Source organism: Runella sp. R5_40, assembly GCF_057652295.1.
Map to the genome: position 1 here is coordinate 1 of NZ_JBYFCH010000086.1, position 329 is coordinate 329.

Sequence of the window (329 nt, forward strand, 5' to 3'; positions counted from 1 at the left end):
TTTCCAAAACAGACAGGTTTGATTAAAACACAAACCTAAAAAAATACAACGCTCTCCACAAATTTTGAACTTGATCCAAGTTTAGCAGCATCAGGTACTCCTACTATGGTACCTACATCATTCATTCCGATAATAATTGTGCCTCCCTGCGCATTTGCAAAACCACAAATCCATTTTAAATACTCATCTCGCCACGATTCTTTCCATTCGGTATTTTGGCTTTCAGTTCTCATAGTATTGGAAAGTTTTAAAGGATCAAAACCAAAATTTGTGGAGCAACTTGGATTAAGCATATAACTGCGTTAGCCGATAAAGGAAAAATTCCACAT

At 36.2% G+C, this 329-nt stretch carries 1 protein-coding gene; it reads right to left on the bottom strand.

Annotation, left to right across the window (positions count from 1 at the left end):
* Positions 1-35: 35 nt before the first annotated feature.
* Positions 36-233: an AlbA family DNA-binding domain-containing protein gene (locus AC23N5_RS31515; protein WP_487758575.1), complete on the bottom strand. Its 198-nt coding sequence runs from the start codon at positions 231-233 to the stop codon at positions 36-38.
* Between the last annotated feature and the right edge of the window lie 96 nt (positions 234-329).